Origin of the sequence: Terrimonas pollutisoli (assembly GCF_029360765.1) — a bacterium.
GTDB classification, from domain to species: Bacteria; Bacteroidota; Bacteroidia; order Chitinophagales; family Chitinophagaceae; genus Terrimonas_B; species Terrimonas_B pollutisoli.
The window spans coordinates 537703-555939 of sequence record NZ_JARKNA010000001.1 but is presented as its reverse complement, the minus strand read 5'-3'; the positions used below and the strand labels follow the sequence as shown (position 1 = coordinate 555939).

Annotated in this window: 11 protein-coding genes; 7 read left to right on the top strand and 4 right to left on the bottom strand. The window is 42.5% G+C overall.

Features of this window, described 5'->3' with window-relative positions; genetic code table 11:
* Window positions 1-11: 11 nt before the first annotated feature.
* A complete protein-coding gene (locus tag P2W73_RS02120; RefSeq protein WP_276500327.1) occupies window positions 12-1529 on the bottom strand; it encodes a xylulokinase in 1518 nt (505 codons plus the stop codon).
* A gap of 144 nt (window positions 1530-1673) precedes the next feature.
* Between P2W73_RS02120 and P2W73_RS02115 the strand changes: the two genes are divergently transcribed.
* Window positions 1674-2543: an AraC family transcriptional regulator gene (locus P2W73_RS02115; protein ID WP_276500326.1), complete on the top strand. Its 870-nt coding sequence runs from the start codon at window positions 1674-1676 to the stop codon at window positions 2541-2543.
* Between the two features lie 14 nt (window positions 2544-2557).
* Here the strand turns inward: P2W73_RS02115 and galB are convergent, their stop codons facing one another.
* The 3 genes from galB to P2W73_RS02100 form a co-directional block, all read right to left on the bottom strand.
* Entirely contained in the window at window positions 2558-5404 is a 2847-nt protein-coding gene (gene galB, locus P2W73_RS02110; RefSeq protein WP_276500325.1) for a beta-galactosidase GalB, read from the bottom strand.
* 123 nt (window positions 5405-5527) lie between these two features.
* The gene (locus P2W73_RS02105) at window positions 5528-7228 is read right to left on the bottom strand and encodes a RagB/SusD family nutrient uptake outer membrane protein (RefSeq protein ID WP_276500324.1); all 1701 of its coding nucleotides are present in this window, start codon (window positions 7226-7228) and stop codon (window positions 5528-5530) included.
* 24 nt (window positions 7229-7252) lie between these two features.
* Window positions 7253-10351, bottom strand: coding sequence for a SusC/RagA family TonB-linked outer membrane protein (locus P2W73_RS02100; protein ID WP_276500323.1), 3099 nt, complete (start codon window positions 10349-10351; stop codon window positions 7253-7255).
* Window positions 10352-10716: 365 nt separating this feature from the next.
* On the opposite strand from P2W73_RS02100, the gene P2W73_RS02095 reads away from it, so the two are divergent.
* The 6 genes from P2W73_RS02095 (at window position 10717) to P2W73_RS02070 (ending at window position 18125) form a co-directional block, all read left to right on the top strand.
* Window positions 10717-11778 carry a LacI family DNA-binding transcriptional regulator gene (locus P2W73_RS02095; RefSeq protein WP_276500322.1) on the top strand — a complete coding sequence of 354 codons (1062 nt, stop codon included), beginning with the start codon at window positions 10717-10719 and terminating at the stop codon, window positions 11776-11778.
* 50 nt (window positions 11779-11828) lie between these two features.
* Window positions 11829-12884: a LacI family DNA-binding transcriptional regulator gene (locus tag P2W73_RS02090; protein WP_276500321.1), complete on the top strand. Its 1056-nt coding sequence runs from the start codon at window positions 11829-11831 to the stop codon at window positions 12882-12884.
* Entirely contained in the window at window positions 12881-15022 is a 2142-nt protein-coding gene (locus P2W73_RS02085) for an alpha-glucuronidase family glycosyl hydrolase (RefSeq protein ID WP_276500320.1), read from the top strand. Before P2W73_RS02090 ends, P2W73_RS02085 begins: the two co-directional genes overlap by 4 nt.
* A 36-nt stretch (window positions 15023-15058) precedes the next feature.
* A complete protein-coding gene (locus tag P2W73_RS02080; protein WP_276500319.1) occupies window positions 15059-15808 on the top strand; it encodes an SDR family NAD(P)-dependent oxidoreductase in 750 nt (249 codons plus the stop codon).
* Between the two features lie 73 nt (window positions 15809-15881).
* Window positions 15882-16967: a glycoside hydrolase family 43 protein gene (locus P2W73_RS02075; RefSeq protein WP_276500318.1), complete on the top strand. Its 1086-nt coding sequence runs from the start codon at window positions 15882-15884 to the stop codon at window positions 16965-16967.
* Between the two features lie 90 nt (window positions 16968-17057).
* Window positions 17058-18125, top strand: a complete 1068-nt coding sequence (locus tag P2W73_RS02070; RefSeq protein WP_276500317.1) for an endo-1,4-beta-xylanase — start codon at window positions 17058-17060, stop codon at window positions 18123-18125.
* Window positions 18126-18237 lie beyond the last annotated feature (112 nt).

The window sequence follows — 18237 nt, the reverse complement described above, 5'->3', positions numbered from 1 at the left end:
AAGTTAAAAAATTAAGATAAACTCAAGGACAAACTGTTCGGTTGATTTATTTTACGCAACTGATCATTCAGTCGTTCTTTCCATTGCTGATATAGTTCTTCATATTGACCGGAGCTTTCAGGTGAAACCACTCCAATGGGCTTCCTGTTTTGTAAAGCAGTCTCGGCCGACTGATAAATGCCTGCTCCAATACCGGCACCGACCGCAGCGCCAAAACTTCCATCGCCCTCATAAAATTCAAGCGACACATCATTTACATTGGTAAATGACCGGGCGAATACATCACTTAAAAAAAGATTGGCCCTGCCGGCACGCACTACTGTTGGATTGATACCATTTTCCCGCATAATGTCCAATCCATACCGGAAGGAGAAAGCAATACCTTCCTGTACCGCTCTTACCATATGCGCTGCACCATGAATATTGAAATCCAAATTGTGAAAATGAGCGCCGATAATTTTATTATTGAGCATCCGCTCTGCACCATTGCCAAATGGCAAGCTCAAAAGACCTGCAGATCCAACGGAGACTTTGGCAGCAGCTTCATTCAATGACTGGTAGGATTGATTCGGACCGACCATGTTTTTTATCCAACGGTTAAAAATGCCCGTGCCATTTATACAAAGCAAGATTCCAATTCTTCTTTTATGACTATCATGATTGAGATGGGCAAAACTATTGATGCGGGATTGCTGATCATACGACAACTCATCGCTTACGCCATAAATGACACCTGATGTGCCCGCTGTTGTAGCTACTTCACCGGGGTTCAGCACATTTAATGATAAGGCATTGTTGAGCTGGTCACCGGCTTTATAGGCAACGGGAATTCCTTTCTTTAATGATAAGGCTGAGGCAATATCTTCTTTCAACTCACCGTGTGATGAAAACAAAGAATGTATTGCCGGAAACAGGTCACTGTGAAATCCAAATTGATTGATGATATCATCAGAAATTTTATCCTGGCCAAAATCCCAAAACACACCTTCTGATAAAGCAGAACTTGTTGTGGTAACACTGCCCGTCATTTTCATTGCAATAAAATCGCCGGGCAACATCACCTTATCTATCTTTTCATACAAGGCCGGCTCATTTTCTTTTACCCAGGCCAATTTGCTTGCCGTGAAATTACCGGGTGAGTTTAACAAACATGACAGGCATCGCTCTTCACCGATTGCATGAAATGCTTTTTCGCCGATTTCTACCGCACGGCTGTCACACCAGATAATGGAATGACGAAGAACCTGCTGTTGCTGATCAACCAATACCAACCCATGCATTTGATAAGCAATACCGATTGCAGCTATGTCCTTTGGATTATACTTGCCGGTTGCATTACATTTTAAAATGGCTTGCTGCACATACTCCCACCAACCATTCGGATCCTGCTCCGCCCAGCCGGGTTGTAAGGAAATAATATCTGCTTCCGTTTCGGGATAAGTAGCGGAAGTAATGCACTGTTGCGATTGTGCATCGAGAATGGAAATCTTTATTGAGGAAGTGCCAAGATCAATACCCATCAAAAGCATACGGCAAAAAATTTTCGTTAGTTAAAAACAGAACCGAAGGTATAAGTGATTTAAACAAAAAGCTTCTACTTTATTTTCAAAAACATAAACTATTTTAATAAAAACATTAATTTGAACCCCCATAAAAGGTTAAAATAGTATTTTATGAAGCCCATGATCGAAAAACTTCCCAGTAACAGGAATAACTCTTTCCTGGCCTGCACCTTCCGTACACCTAACTTTGAAGTGCCCTGGCACCAGCACGAGGAGTACGAGCTCATACTTTTCAAGGAAGGCGAAGGAAGTAGTTTCATTGGGAATTACGTGGGTGATTTTAAGACTGATGATATATTTTTTCTTGGCGCCAACCTGCCGCATACGTTTCAAAAAGCCGGGAAAAACATGATTACGAGTGCCGTGGTAGTACAGTTTAAGGAAGATTTCTGGGGTAAAGATTTTCTCGGGATGCCTGAATGCCGGTCTATACGCCGCCTGTTCGAAAAGTCTATAAAGGGACTTAAACTAACCGGCAACACCAAAAAAAAATTGGCCCCGATGATTTGCCGGCTGGAAACCCTAACGGGCCTCCGCCGCATCACCTGCCTCTGCGATTGCCTGCAGCTGATAGCGGATAGCAAAGAATATGAAACCGTTTCAACACATGAGGTAAAATCATTTACTTCCAAAACACAGGAACGCATTGACAAAATTTTTCGCTACACCATTGATCATTTCCAGGATCCGATTTCATTAAACACTATCGCCGATTATGCCGGCATGAGTGTCCCGGCTTTTTGCAATTACTTTCGAAAGAGTACTAAAAAAACCTATATCGATTTCTTAAACGAAATCCGCATCAGCCATGCCTGCCAGTTATTGATCGACACACAAAAAACAATCCTCGAAATCTGTTTTGAAAGCGGTTTCAATACCGTGGCTAATTTTAATAAGCAATTTTTAAAATTGAAAAAAACAACTCCCTCTTCCTTCCGCAAAAATTTTACTACCGAGCTTTGGAAACCGGTGAAAGTTTAGTCGATTGATACTATCTATTGGCTTTTTATTTCCATTGTCGCCATTTTCAAACCCTCTGATGATGCACTGATTGTTATTGTACCAGGCTTGCCTTTTTCGGAACGAACAATGGCCAATACCAGTCCGAAATAGGCCTCCCTTTCTTTTGATGCAAAAGAAACCAGGTTGGCAGGGTCTCCATTATCAGTTGCCACAATTTCTGCGGGCCCTTCAATAGTAAAACTTATTTTATTACTTGCTTCCGGTACTGTTAACCCATTTTTATCTGCGACACTAACTGTTATAAATGAAAGGTCTTCACCATCTGCATTAATCACATTTCGGTCCGCACTGATGACTAATTGAGCAGCGTTATCAGTAGTGCGTACAATTTGTTCTGCCCATCGTTTCCCCCGTCCGACCAGGTCATCCGGGCGGGCGTTTTTGTAAGCAATAACTTTCAGTTCGCCGGGTTCATATTTTACATCATCCCAACGCAGCCTGTATTCAAATGCTGCTTTTTTCTTTTTTCCCAATGAACGGCCATTTAAAAAAAGTTCGGCTTCATCACCCGAGGTGAAAACATGCACGGGTGTAATTTTCCCGATACGATCAGGCCAGTTCCAATGCGGCAGAATATGCACCATTGGTAAACCAGGTCGCCAACGTGATTGATAGAGATAAAAACGATCTTTCTTAAACCCTGCTAAATCTATAATGCCTGAATAAGAACTGCGTGCGGAATAATAAGGCGTAGGCTCACCTAAATAATCCCAACCTGACCAAACAAATTCACCGGCCACATAAGGATGTTTATCCTGCGATGCAAAGACTTTATCAGCCGATGATCCGAACGCGGCCGTATACAATTCATAAGCACTAACATATTTTTTTTGCGGATCACCACCGGTGCTGTCGCTTACAGGCGCACTTATACCCTCATATACCGGGAATATATAAGTGCCGCGGGTGCTTAGTGCAGATGCCGTTTCACTGCTAATAATTAATTTATCAGGAAATGCTTTTTGAAAGGCGGGATACAAGGGCGATGTTCTGATTCCTTTGAGATGTGCATAGGCCGGTGCATCACGTATCCCTTCGCCCTGGTAATTCAAACTTATTATATCCATCACTTTCGGAAAAGGCATGTTAGGTTTAGCATAATTCATAGATGCGGTAGCAGGTCTTGTAGAATCTTCTTCTTTGACTATGTCATAAAGTTTTTTTGCCAGTACTGCACCCGTGTCAGCCGTATACTGTTCTCCCACTTCATTGCCAAAACTCCATGCGATGATGGATGGATGATTTCTATCCCTCCTGATAAAAGATCTTGCATCCGCTTCATGCCAATCGGGAAATACCAAATGAAAATCAAGCGGCGTTTTTTTTCTTTCCCAGTTGTCAAATATTTCATCAATGACCAGGAAACCCATTCGGTCGGCCAGATTCAGCAATTCAGGTGCCGGCGGATTGTGTGCCATACGAATGGCATTACATCCCATTTCAGCTAAAATTTCTAATTGTCTTTCCGCAGCTCTTGTATTAAATGCAGCGCCTAATGCTCCCAGATCATGATGCTGATTCACACCCTGCATGCGTACTTGCTCACCATTAACCATTAAGCCTTTTAAAGGATCAAATTGCAATGAACGGATTCCGAAGCGGGTTTCATATTCATCAACAGGTTTTCCCTGCCCGACTGCGTCATTCAGGCGGGCATCTGCATACAACCGGGTAACGGCCACATAAAGATTTGGTTTTTGTGTGGGCAGAGGTCCCCACCGCAATGGATCTTTTATGACAGCGGAATTTTCAACTTTTAGTTTTTTTCCTGCTTGTATAGTTGAAACTGATTTAGGAAAAATTGCCACAGCTTTTCCTTTTCGGTTTAGCTTATCATCCAATAAATACACTTCTGTTACTGCTTCAATATTTTTATTTACGCTTGATTTGTTTTCAATATCAACTTTAAGATCAATAGTGGCTGATGATGCAGATACGTTTCTTGTAGTAATAAATGTTCCCCATTGCGCTATATGCACAGGGTTTACTTTGGTAAGCCATACATTGCGGTAAATACCTCCACCCGGATACCACCGTGACGAATTGGTTGGATTGTCCAGTCTTATAGCTAATTGATTATCGCCGCCTGGTTTTATGTAAGGTGTAAGATCAAGACGAAAAGAATTATAACCATATGGCCATCCGCCAACGAGATTACCATTCAGCCAAACCATGGCATATGACATAGCGCCATCCATATCGAGGTAAATGTTTTTTCCATTATCAGCAGAAGAGATATCCAGCTTTCTTCTGTACCATGCCACGCCATGAACGGGAAGGCGTCCCATTCCGCCGCCAACTATTGCATTGTCTTCTTTATAAAACGGTCCTTTGATGGCCCAATCATGCGGCAAATTCACCTGTTCCCATGCATTGTCGTTGAAATTGTTTTGTACAAAAGGAAAATCACTTCCGGGATTACCAGCAGGGCGTTGATAATGTTTTGACGGATCTTTGATAAAATCATTTGCAGAAGGTAAAATCCATTTCTTTAAAACCTTCTCTGAAGAACCCAGTACTACTGCTTCTGTGGGTTTGGTATCGGCCACTACATTATCATTGCGGTCAGTAACCTCGGGTCGTATATCGTAAATTAATTTATCGGGCTCCGAATTATATCGCATAAACTTCCAGCCCTGGTTGATGGTGATGCGTTCCCTGTATGGAGATCCTGTTTGTTTTACATTTCCGGAGTTTGCAGACGATTGGGAACCTTTACAGCTCTCCAGCATGAGTGACCCTATAAGGATCAGTAAACCTATACGACCGTATGAAAAACGAATCACTGAAGTAAATAAACAAACAGGCATGTATCTCATCATTATCAGTTTCTAATTTTCTTTAAAAATAAGGAGAGATGATTGCATCTCTCCTCTGTCTAACTGCTGTTGTAACTGCCTTGCTATGTCAAAACGATATTTATCGGTATTTAACTTACCGGATCAGTAACCTGTATTTTGCTCCAATACTGCACCCCTGTTTCTTTCAATTTCTGATTGTGGTATCGGCCAAAGATTGTACGTGGGCTGTGCCGCACTCGCATAAAAAGGATTACACTTGACAATCCTGTCGTACCATTTTCCTAAGCGCATTAGCGTCAACAGCCTTTTTTCCTCTGTACCCAGTTCCCTGATTCTTTCATCGAGAATATAATCAATGCTTACATCGCCTGCAGCAACTGGTGCTGCGCCAGACCTTGCCCTCACTACATTAATATCGCCAGCTGCAGCTGCGGTATTTCCGGCTCCCAGGTAAGCTTCTGCCCTGAGCAAATAAGTTTCAGCCAACCTGAACAAATATTGATCCTGGTAGGTAAATCCTGCACCGCCCTTTAACGCCATTGGATAAGCACCTGAAAAAAGACTAGCAGGATGATTACCAGGATCAGTGCATTTTGTCTGGTATGGGTAAAAAGCCCTGCTGGGAACACCTGAAGTTAAAACAGCACCGCTTGTCCCCTTTGTTCCCGCAGGCAGATTATGAAAGTCAATCTCCGTATTGTAATAAGGGCTTGCTGGGTTATTAGCTTTAAATTTTCTTACAAAATTGTGATTAGCATTTCTGATATCATTTACCGGATCAGATGAATAAACGCTGTCTATAAAATATTTTGAAGGAGCCCAAAATCCTACACCTCTGCCACCCGAATAATCACTGGTGGGCCACCGGAAAGCTGCAATATTATTAATAGTCAGATCACGAACCAGTGGCGCATGCACCCTTTCCAGCGAGAAACCATCACCGCTTGCAAAACTGGTTGCAGTAGTCGCTGCTCCGCCAGGTACATCAGCCTCAATCTGAATTACCCATATGCCTTCTGTGTTGCCGGCAGTTTTCCTGTTCTGATTACCCCGGCGGAATAAATCCCAATAAACATCGCCGGGTGTTTCTGTTTTGCGTGTACCAAACCTTGCTGTCATAAGATCTGTGGCGGGGTCGTCAATAACAGCGGATGCAGCAGTAATGGCATTCTGAAACTGTCCGTCGGCGAGATAAACTTCTGCCAGCAGATGCTGTGCAGCAAGATTGGAAATCTCTCCATCTTTTACTATCGTAATGCCGGGTAAATTAGCTACAGCAAAAGCCAGGTCTTCAATTACCTGTGCATATACGTTCTTACGGCTTGCTCTTACATAATCAACCTTTGGCTCTGTCACCTCTTCGGTTACCAATGGGACACCGCCCCATATGTATGCAAGAGATCTAAACGCAAACGCCCTGAAGAAACGTCCCCTTGCTTCAAACAATGTTTTGTCTGCATCTGACATTTCTGATGCAGGAATACGACTTATAACTGTATTAGCCTCTGACACTATTTTATAAAGTGCCCGCCAATGCCGCTCCATTATACCCGAGGTTGGGCTTATTTCGCCGGAAAGATTAGCAGGAAAAGCAGCCGGAACATAAAATGCAATATCTGTTCTATACTGGTACTCCATCGGATTATTATCATTCTCTGTATAGAATTCGGCACGCACTAACCGGTACAGGTTATTAACTGACGCATTAAAATCGGCGGCCGTTTTAAAAGCATTTGTTGAACTTAAAAAGTCAAGCGGCGTTTCATCTAAAAATTCTTTCTTACAGGAAAACGTTCCGGTAAGGAGTAAAGACAGTATTAAAAATGATTTTATTCTTTCCATATAATAATTTTTACCGGTGTTTAATTAAAAAGTTATATGAGCTCCGACCGTAATTGCCCTTAGCGCCGGCCTTCCGTCTAATAAAAGCCCGTCTGGAACGTCAATAGTCCTGCCATCCCTAAAAACAGGAACAAGAGACTCCGGGTCCCAGCCTTCCCAATCGGTCCATGTAGCAAGATTTTTTCCGCTCACATAAATATTGATCGCCTGGGCTTTGATTTTCTCAAGAATTTTAGGAGATAAGCTATAAGAAAGAGAAACATCCTGTAATCTTACAAAGCTTCTGCTTTCATAATTATTACCAGCTACTTTAGTGCGGCCGCCTGAGATGTTTCTGGGATATTTGCCGCCAGGATTCCGGGGCGACCAGAAATCAACTGCATTCAGTTCATTATTACGAACCGAATTGTCTTCACGAAAATACTCCCGTGTATTATCACCAAGGTATCCATCTTTTCCTCCCTGTATTGAGTTGAAGAAAAAGCTTAAAGAAAAATTCTTATAGGAGAACGTATTGTACCAGCTCATCCGGTAAGCAGGCTCCTGCCGGCCAAGAAACATCCGGTCGGCAGCAGTAATGTCATTGTTTTTGTCAAGATCAACGATCCTGTTACTACCAACGGGAAAGCCTGGTAATCTTGTATCATTTAACTGGTAAATGCCCTCAACCTTGTAATTAAAAATAGTTTGGATGGACTTACCAATAAACAAACCAGTTGACACAAGATCATCTTCTATACCATCACCGTTTGCATCCACACCGGTAAGTTTTTTGATTTTGTTTGTATTGGTCCAGAAATTAAATGTGGAAGACCATGTAAAATCCTTTTTGTCAATTATTTTATAAGTGAGTCCGGCTTCAAACCCCTGGTTATTAATTTTTCCAACGTTTGAAGCTATAAGGAGAAAACCTGTAACAGAAGGAATAGACACATCAAACAATAAGTCTTTGGTGTTATTATTATAATAGTCCAGGGTACCTGTTAAGCGGTTCTTCAAAAGGGTAAAGTCCAGGCCAAAATTCACACCTTCTGTCTTTTCCCATTTCAGGTTCGGATTCTCAAGAGAATTTACCTGTTGACCAAATGCTGTACCGCCACCATCACCAAAAACATAGGAAGAATTTGTACCAACACGGGAAAGTGACTGATACCTTTGGGTTTGGTTGCCTATTGCTCCATAACCGGCTCTTAGCTTAAGAAAGTTAACAGCATTTACATTAGCCATAAACTTCTCACTTGAAATAATCCAGCCAAGCGCAACAGTTGGAAAGACCGCACTCTTAAAGTTTTCGGCAAAACCAGAATATCCGTCCCTGCGCACCGTGGCTGTTAGCAGATACTTGTCATTATATTTATAGTTCACCCTTCCCATTTGATAATTCAGGGCTTCAGTATTTGCATTGGTAGTTATATTCTTAGTGGTGGCGCTTGAAAGATCGTTATAACTAAGGTTAAGCCGTGAAAAGCCGACTCCTTCAGCAAAAGTTCTGCTGTATTTTCTTTCAATGGCTCCGTATAAGGCTGTAGCAGTTATATCATGCCGGCCAAAATTTTTGGTATAGGTAAGGATGTTATCAAATGTGTAATCATAATAAGTCTGGTTTTCTTTATAGGCACGGCCCTGCAATCCACCATCAAATTTGCTGGCGTAATAATGCTGATCAGTTCTGTAGTTGTTTCCAAAATTCATTCTATAATTTAACCCCTTAATAAAAGGAATATCCAGGTCAGAATAAATATTGGCAAAGTAGTATTGGTGCCTGTCGTAATCATCCACATAATAGGTATTAAAGGGATTGGGCACTACGGTATTGGTTGGAAAGGGTATAATATTACCGGCTGAATCAAATGGCACCAGTACCGGAGATGCAATACTCAAATTACCTAACGAAGGCTCTGCCCCATCCTGGTTAACGAAAGAACCGGATGATACCAAACCCACTTTCCACCAGTTCACCGGCCTCACTTCCAGGTTGGCCCGGATTGATTTTCTTTTAAACTTATCATTGATTATATAGCCTTTCTGATCTACCAGTCCGCCAGACAGGAGGTAGGTAACCTTATCACCACCGCCTGAAAAGCTAAGGGTGTTTTCAAAAATAGATCCAGTGTTAACTCCGGCATCCCACCAATCAAAATCATTGGGCAGTACTTCTGTTCTTGTTGCATTAACCATTGTGGGATCCATAACTGCAGCAACATTAAAGGCCGGATTGGGTTGTGTATAATCGGGACCCATAAAAGCCTGGGTATAAAAGGCGTCTTTAAATTGTTCCAGGTATTCCTCACGGTTTAACGGTCGCAGATCAACAGTTGGGTTTTGAGTGGTATAAGCAGTTGAAAAAGCTATACGCGGTTTTTGATTATACTTACCTTTTCTGGAAGTAATAAGAATAACCCCGTTCGCTGCCTGTGCGCCATATACAGCTGTTGAGCTGGCGTCTTTCAGCACATCAATTGATGCAATATCATCAGGGTTGATAGAAGATAATGACCCGGTGTATTGAACCCCATCTATGATGATTAAAACACTCTGGCTGCCGTTAATTGTAACCCGACCACGAATGGATATAGGAGGAGTACCCCCTGCAAAAGTTGATAAGCCGACATTCAATCCCGGCACCGTTCCCTGGAGAAACTGGCCGATATTAGTATTAGGCGCATTGCCCATTGCTTCAAGATTAACCCTTGTCACGGAACCAGTAACATCTATTTTCTTCTGCGTTCCATATCCTACCACGATCACCTCGGTCTCTGTCTTCGCCAGCGAAGTAAGACCAATGTTCACCGTTTGCCGGTTGCTTATTTTTATTTCCTGTTCGAGATAATTGATGGCAGAAATAATCAGCGTTGCATTGGCAGGCGCATTAATACTAAAATCACCATTGCCATCTGCCGTTGTTCCCAATGAAGAACCTTTTACTGTAACAGAGGCTCCTGGTACAGCCTGGCCGTTTTCATTGGTGACGCGGCCTTTCACACTAATGTTGCCTTGTGCTGACGCAGGCGTCGACACAAAAGCGAAAAGCAGGAAACATAATAACCAGGTTATTGCTCTTTCGAATAGCCGGTTTTTTGGCGGGCAGGTTTGTTTTAAGTTCTCTCTGAATAAAACTTTCATAAACAGCAATTTTTTTTGAGTTTAAGTTTAGAAAGTTGGTAACCAACTTGTCAAAATTTTTACTGGTAGCTCTGTTTCATCGGGATGGAATCATTTCAGCCAACCATTGTCAGCCCAGGCCGTCGCAGCGGGTGACTGATTTGTAGCCGCCCAAGTCCGGCAATTGCGCTAAAAACAAGTAAGAAAAAAAGGAAAAGACCCCGGGTGAAGATGGGGAGAAGGACGAAACCCTGTTCCGGAGAGGGTTTCGGCTCATTCAACAGATTTCTTTTTGTAGTTATGGCAAGCATGAAATTGATTTGGCAATCCGAATGTAAAGACATTTTTTTGAAAATTGCAACCGATTGCAATTTTTTTTTTGAATAATGCTTCTTTTATTTGTAAAACAATGGCTAAGCATGGCGGATGAAAAAGAAATAACGATCTATGATATTGCAAAACACCTGAACATTTCGGCTACCACCGTTAGCCGCGGGCTGAAAGGTCATCCTGCCATTAATAAGAATACGCGGAAGAAAATAGCCGATGCTGCCAGCGTTTTGGGTTACCGCTCCAATACATTTGCCAGCAGTTTACGCAGTAAGAAAACTCATACGATCGGGGTAATAGTGCCAAGGTTAAACAGTTATTTCATGTCGTCTGTCTTAGCGGGTATGGAAAATGCGGCAAGCCAGGAAAACTATGACCTCATCATCAGCCAGTCGCTTGAAAAACTGGAAAAAGAAGTATCAAATGTGCAGACCATGTTCAACAAACGGGTGGATGGATTGCTGGCGTCACTGGCCTATGACACAAAGAATATCGATCATTTCGAGCCCTTTTTTAAGAAAGGCATCCCGGTTGTTTTCTTTGACCGGGTGTATCCGCACAATGACAGCACCAGTGTTGTAATTGATAACTATAAAGCGGCCTACGATGTCACGAAACACTTGATAGATCAGGGCTGCAGCCGACTAATGCACCTTGGTGGCAATACGTTGCGCAATGTGTATGCTGACAGGCTTCGCGGCTTTAAACAAGCCCTGGCTGATCACCACCTGCCGTTCGATGAAAAGAAATCGGTTTTTATTAGTACCCTGAGTGAGGATGCCGGTAATAAGGCAGCTGAACTGATTTTGAAAATGGCGAAGAAACCCGATGCTGTTTTCTCTGCCAACGATACGGCCGCTGTTTTTTGTATGAAAAGATTGAAGGAAGCCGGGATAAAAATACCCGCTGACATCGCTTTTGCCGGCTTTAACAATGACCCCATCAGCAAAATCATCGAACCCAATCTTACGACGGTTAATTATTCCGGTTATGACATAGGCCAGGCCGCTGTCACCAGTTTGATAGGCCATCTTGCCGGTATTTCCAATGTAAAGACAACTAATACCATCATCCTTCGTGCGGATCTTATCATCCGCGATTCATCGTTAAAAAAATAAAAATTTGTAATTGATCATTTTTTTTCGATTTTTATGCAACCGATTGCAAAATGAAGCCGAAAAAAGACATTACTATTTATGATATTGCCCAGCAGCTTGACCTTTCATCAACCACTGTAAGCCGTGCTTTGCAGGACCATCCCGCGATCAACAAAAACACCCGCAAGAAAATAAAGGACACCGCTAAAGAGCTGGGTTACCGGCATAATAATTTTGCCAGCAACCTGCGCAAACAAAAAACAAATACTATCGGAGTTATTGTACATGAATTGAACAGTAACTTCATTACCTCTGTGCTCGCCGGTATTGAAAAAGTGACGACAGACGCAGGTTATGACCTGATCATCGCCCATTCATCGGAAAGCTATGAGAAAGAAGCGGCCAATGCATTGAATCTTTTTCACAAGCGGGTTGATGGAGTGATCGCTTCGCTGGCATTTGATACAACCGGACTTGATCATTTCAAGCCGCTTGAAGACAAAGGCATTCCTGTTATCTTTTTTGACCGGGTGGAGGAAAACAGTGAAACGACCAAAGTCGTTATTGATAATTATAAATGTGGCTATGAGGCCACACAGCATTTAATTGATCAGGGTTGTAAAAGAATAATATTGGTTACTGCAAACCTGAAGCGAAATGTGTACGCCCAGCGTCATAAGGGATATATGGAAGCCCTGCTTGCTAACGGCATCAGCTATGAAAAAGACCTGGTATTGATAAAAGACCTTAGCGAACAATGCGGTGTGGAAGCGGCACTCCAAATTTTAAAAATGAAACCAATGCCCGACGGAGCTTTTATCACCAACGACTTTTCAGCGGCGGTTTGCATGCAGACATTGAAAGATCATGGTGTGAGCATCCCGGAAGATATAGCAATAGTAGGCTTTAACAATGATGCGATCAGCAAAATCGTGGAACCGCAGCTTAGCACTATTTACTATCCGGGGATGGATATGGGAGAAATAGCGGCCCGCAATTTAATTAGTCATTTAACAGGGCGATCCAATATCAGGCATACACAAACCATCGTGGTGAGATCGGAACTGATCATCCGTAAGTCATCGTTAAAAAAGCAAAGCAATTTTAAACATCGCCGTTCACTATGAAAAAAACATTTCTTTTCATATGGTTGCTTTGTACCATCACTGTCAATGCAGAGGACGGTTACCGGCTATGGCTTCGCTATGATAAAATAGATAATGCTGCACTGCTTCAACAATACCGGAATACGATTTCAGGAGTTTTGATCAATGCCACTACTGCTACTTTAAAAGCGGCCAAAGAAGAATTATACAATGGTTTGAATGGCTTGCTGGCAAAAAAAACGATTGGCTTGTCATCAATAACAGACAAATGCATTCTAGCCGGAACGTCGGCCTCATCTCCTGCCCTTCAATCACTCGTATCCTCTAACGACTTACAAAAATTAGGCGGCGAAGGATTTCTTATTCAAACTAAAATAACAGGCGGAAAAAAAATAATCGCTATCGCGGGGAATACTGATAAAGCCGTTTTATACGGCGTGTTTCATTTTCTCCGTTTGTTACAAACACAGCAGTCAATCACCCAACTTGCTGTTGTAAGCATGCCTAAAATAAAAAACAGGGTATTAAATCATTGGGATAATTTAGATCGCACCGTAGAAAGAGGTTATGCCGGTTTTTCCATTTGGAACTGGCACAGCTTACCGGGTTATATCGATCAGCGATATATTGATTATGCAAGAGCAAATGCATCTGTTGGCATCAATGGAACAGTGCTTACCAATGTAAATGCCAATGCATACATATTGACAAAACCATGGCTCGAAAAAGTGAAAGCTCTTGCTGACCTCTTCCGGGTTTACGGGATCAAAGTTTATCTCACTGCCCGCTTTAGTGCGCCGATAGAAATAGGCGGTTTAAAAACAGCTGATCCATTAAACGATACGGTGCGGCAATGGTGGAACGATAAAGTGAAGGAAATTTATGAACTCATCCCCGACTTCGGCGGTTTCCTGGTAAAAGCAAATTCCGAAGGACAACCCGGTCCGCAAAACTATCACCGCACACATGCTGACGGCGCCAATATGCTTGCCAATGCTTTGGAACCATTTAACGGTATCGTGATGTGGCGTGCATTTGTGTATGGAGAACAGTCGGATGATCGTTTCAAACAGGCTTACGAAGAATTCCAACCGCTGGATGGAAAGTTTAAACAAAATGTATTGGTGCAGGTAAAAAATGGCCCGATAGATTTTCAACCAAGAGAACCTTTCTCACCATTATTCGGCGCTATGAAAAAAACACCCGTGATGATGGAATTCCAACTCACGCAGGAATATCTTGGTCAAGGAACACACCTGGTGTATGAAGCACCCATGTTTAAAGAAGTGCTGGATGCCGATACCTGGGCAAAAGGCAAAGGGTCATTGGTTTCTCGAATAGTAGATGGAAGTTTATATAACTTCTCACTGAATGGAATAGCCGGGGTTGCTAATATTGGTAATGACAGGAACTGGACAGGTCACCTGTTTGGGCAAGCTAACTGGTATGCGTTTGGCCGGCTCGCCTGGGATTATACACTCAGTAGTGAAGCAATAGCGGATGAATGGATACGACAGACTTTCAATAACAATGCAGGTTTCATTGCAGCAACAAAAAAAGTCATGCTGTCCTCACATGAAACCATGGTAAATTATATGACGCCATTGGGTCTGCATCATATCATGGGCAACGGCCACCATTATGGTCCCGCGCCCTGGAGCAATAATTTACCCCGGCCAGACTGGAATCCTGTTTATTATCATAAAGCAGATTCCACCGGAATAGGCTTTGATCGTACGGCTAAAGGTTCTAATGCCTTAGCGCAATATGCGCCGGAAGTAAGAAAGCAATTCGAAGACCCGAACACCTGTGATGAAAAATACCTGTTATGGTTTCATCATGTGAGCTGGAAACATCCGATGAAATCCGGCAGGTCGCTGTGGGACGAACTCTGCTATCATTATTATAAAGGAGTTAGTGATATCCGGAACATGCAGCAGCAATGGAACTTATTGGAAAAATATCTTGACGCCGAACGCTTCCGCCAGGTTAAAATGTTATTGGCCATTCAGGAACAGGAAGCGGTATGGTGGCGAAATGCCTGCCTGCTTTACTTTCAGTCATTCAGCGGCATGCCAATACCTGGCAAATATGAACAACCCGGCCAAACATTAGATTATTATAAAAAACTAAAATTTCCTTATGCACCGGGAAACTGATTTCGTTCTGAACAGCCCGGTTATAAATAAAAATGTATGACCAAAGAAAATAAAAAGATAGCTGTTATCACTGGTGGTGGTTCGGGTTTGGGCTTTGCCATTACCAAAAAGTTTGTCGACGAAGGCATTCACAGCATCATCATTGGCCGTGATGAAAAAAAACTGGCCGAAGCTAAAAACGAGCTTGGAGAATTGTGCTACCCGGTGCCATGTGATATCAGCAATTTAAAATCCATCCCCGGTTTAATTGATGGGATCATCAAACAGTTTGGTCATATTGATATTCTTGTTAACAACGCAGGTATCAATATGAAAAAAGATTTTACAGAAGTGACGGATGAAGAATTTCAATTGGTGCTTACCACCAATCTTTGTTCGGTGTTTGCTATTTCAAGAGAAGTCACCAAACACATGCTGTCCAAAGGAAAAGGTTCTATCATCAATATCAGTTCGATGGCGGCACAGTATGGCATCCCACTGGTAGTGGCTTATAGTGCCAGTAAAACGGCCATCGAAGGAATGACAAGAGCCATGGCCGTAGAACTTTCGCCAAAAGGCATCCGGGTAAACGCTATTGCTCCGGGTTTTATCGTAACGGCGATGACGGATGCAGCCCTAAACGCAGATCCCGAAAGAAAAGCAAAAGTATTCAGCCGGACACCGATGGGCCATATGGGTCAGCCATCAGATATAGCCGAAACAGCTTTTTTCCTGGCCGGCGATTCGTCAAAATATATCACCGGCGTCGTATTGCCCGTAGATGGTGGCAACAGTATTGGATTTTAACCCCCATCCCCTAATGGGGAGATAGAAAATACAACAACAAACACAATAATTATCTTAAATACAACTCCATAAAATGAAAAAACAGATATTTCCAATTGTCTTTATTGTCGCCATGATTCTAAGCTGCAATAATGAATCAAAAGAAAAAAAAGAGCAGACTGCTGCTGATACCACAACGGAGGAGGCTAAGAAAGAATATCTTTCACAACCCCTGGTTTCGCATATCTATACCGCAGATCCATCAGCCCATGTATTCAATGGTCGTATTTATATTTATCCTTCGCATGATACAGCTACCGGCACCAAAGAAGATGATTTAGGAAGTCATTTTGATATGCGGGATTACCATGTGTTGTCGATGGACTCCATTGGAGGACCCGTTACGGATCATGGTGTAGCGCTGGATATTAAAAATGTTCCCTGGGCAGGCCGGCAAATGTGGGCGCCCGATGCAGCTTTTGCCAACGGAAAATATTATTTGTATTTCCCCGTAAAAAATAAACAGGGTGTTTTTCAAATTGGCGTGGCTGTAAGCGACAAACCCGAAGGGCCTTTTACCGCAGAGAAGGAGCCAATCAAAAATAGTTACAGTATCGACCCAACCGTGTTTAAAGATGACGATGGAAAATATTATATGTATTTCGGTGGGATCTGGGGCGGACAACTGCAACGCTGGAACAATAATAAATATGATTCGGCCGCCGGCAACCGGAAACCCGAAGAGCCAGCCATCTTATCAAGAATAGCAAGACTGGGTGCGGATATGAAAAGTTTTGCTGAACCGGTAAAAGAAATAAAGATCGTTGACAAAGATGGCAAACCTTTTACGGAAAAAGATAACGACAAGCGTTTCTTTGAAGCAGCCTGGATGCATAAGTATAATGGCAAATATTACTTGTCTTATTCAACCGGTGATACGCATTTTCTTTGTTATGCCACCGGTGACAATCCTTACGGACCTTTCACTTATCAAGGAGTATTATTAAATCCTGTTGACGGATGGACCAATCATCATTCCATCATTGAATTCAATGGCAAGTGGTATTTGTTTTATCATGATGTACAGTTGAGCGGCAAAACACATTTGAGAAATGTAAAAGTAGCAGAGTTGAGGTTTAATGAAGATGGAAGCATACAGACACTGACAGCACATAAATAGTTTCTGTCGCAAAAAATGAAAGCAAATGAAACGTCCATGATAAGTTTCCCGAACAGGTTCGGGACCAAAATCAAATAAAAAAATATACAGATGAAAAATGTTTTTGTGACATTCCTGTTTATGACGCAACTGGTTGTCTGCATAGCACAACAGGAAAAAGGGTTGAAAGATTATTACAAAAACTATTTTACTATCGGTGTGGCCGTATCTCCCCTGGCCCTGCAGACAGACGAAGCGTCACTGATAGTGCAGCAATTCGGAAGTATGACCCCGGAAAATGCCATGAAAATGGGCCCGGTACACCCGGAAGAAAATAAATACAATTGGGCCGGCGGTGATTCGATAGCTGCCTTTGCCAAAAGAAACAATATGAAGTTGCGTGGACATACTTTATGCTGGCATAATCAAACGCCACGCTGGTTTTTCACCAATGCCAGTGGTGATACCGTTACCAAAGAAGTTTTATTGCAGCGGTTGAAACAACATATCACGACTGTAGTAACACGATACAAAGATGTCATCTATGCATGGGATGTGGTAAATGAAGTAATCTCTGATAGCCCCAACGAGTTTTATAGAAATTCTGCCTTCTACCGGATTTGTGGTGAAGAGTTTATTGCCAAAGCATTCGAATATGCACATGCAGCTGATCCAAAAGCGTTGCTTTTCTATAATGATTACAATGAAATCAACCCGGTAAAACGAGACAAGATTTTTAAACTGGTAAAAGGTCTGAAGGATAAAGGCGTCCCTATTCATGGCGTCGGGTTGCAGGGACATTGGTCCATCTATGAACCCACGGAAGCAGTGCTGACAGCCACGCTGGAAAAATTCAAAGGACTCGGTTTACAGGTACAGGTAACAGAACTCGATATTTCCGTTTACCCGAAAGAGCATAGCCGCAGGGAAAGAAAGCCGGAGGATGCCGATGCAGACTATACAGCAGAGCGGGAGGCCAAACAGGCTGAAATGTATAAGATGTTATTCCGTGTATTCAGGAATTATAAAAATGTATTGACCAGTGTTACGTTCTGGAATATCAGCGACCGTACCAGTTGGCTGGATAATTTTCCCGTGCCGCAAAGAAAAGATTACCCATTGTTGTTTGATAAAGAGCTGAAACCGAAGAAAGCCTTTTGGGAAGTAGTGAAGTTCTGAGTGCATTGAATAAAAACGCCTGAAGACCTTTCCGTTACGGATGGCAAAGGCGGATTGAAACCATTAAAGGGAAAAATTTCTATCAGCGTTGGTGGCGGGCAACCGGGAGTAA